Source organism: Psychrobacter sp. 78a-MNA-CIBAN-0178, from assembly GCF_040309625.1.
In the GTDB taxonomy this organism is placed as follows: domain Bacteria; phylum Pseudomonadota; class Gammaproteobacteria; order Pseudomonadales; family Moraxellaceae; genus Psychrobacter; species Psychrobacter okhotskensis.
This window is the reverse complement of sequence record NZ_JBEOOZ010000228.1, coordinates 1-230: the sequence shown is the minus strand read 5'-3', so window position 1 is coordinate 230 and position 230 is coordinate 1. Positions and strand designations below refer to the sequence as shown.

1 protein-coding gene is annotated in these 230 nt (G+C 46.1%); it reads right to left on the bottom strand.

Translation table 11 applies throughout. The features are described 5' to 3' along the window. The coding region (locus AAEY80_RS14925) for an endolytic transglycosylase MltG (RefSeq protein ID WP_350588651.1) at positions 1 to 230 on the bottom strand (230 nt) is incomplete at both ends.

Below are 230 nucleotides of genomic sequence, written 5' to 3'. Positions count from 1 at the left end.
CTCTTCGGCAACGCTGGTTTCTTTCTCAATAATAGACGCCATTATCAGCGCCTCATACGGGGTTTTATACGGCAGATTGGGCGCGCGATTCTCCCACGCTTTGGTCAAGGCTTTTTGTTGCAGCTTATATAAGTCGGTCAATATCTGCTTGTCAGTTGCGCCTTCGCCATAATAATAGGTGTCAGGTGCAAACCAGCCTTCCAAGTTATGATTAACGATATAATCTTGGC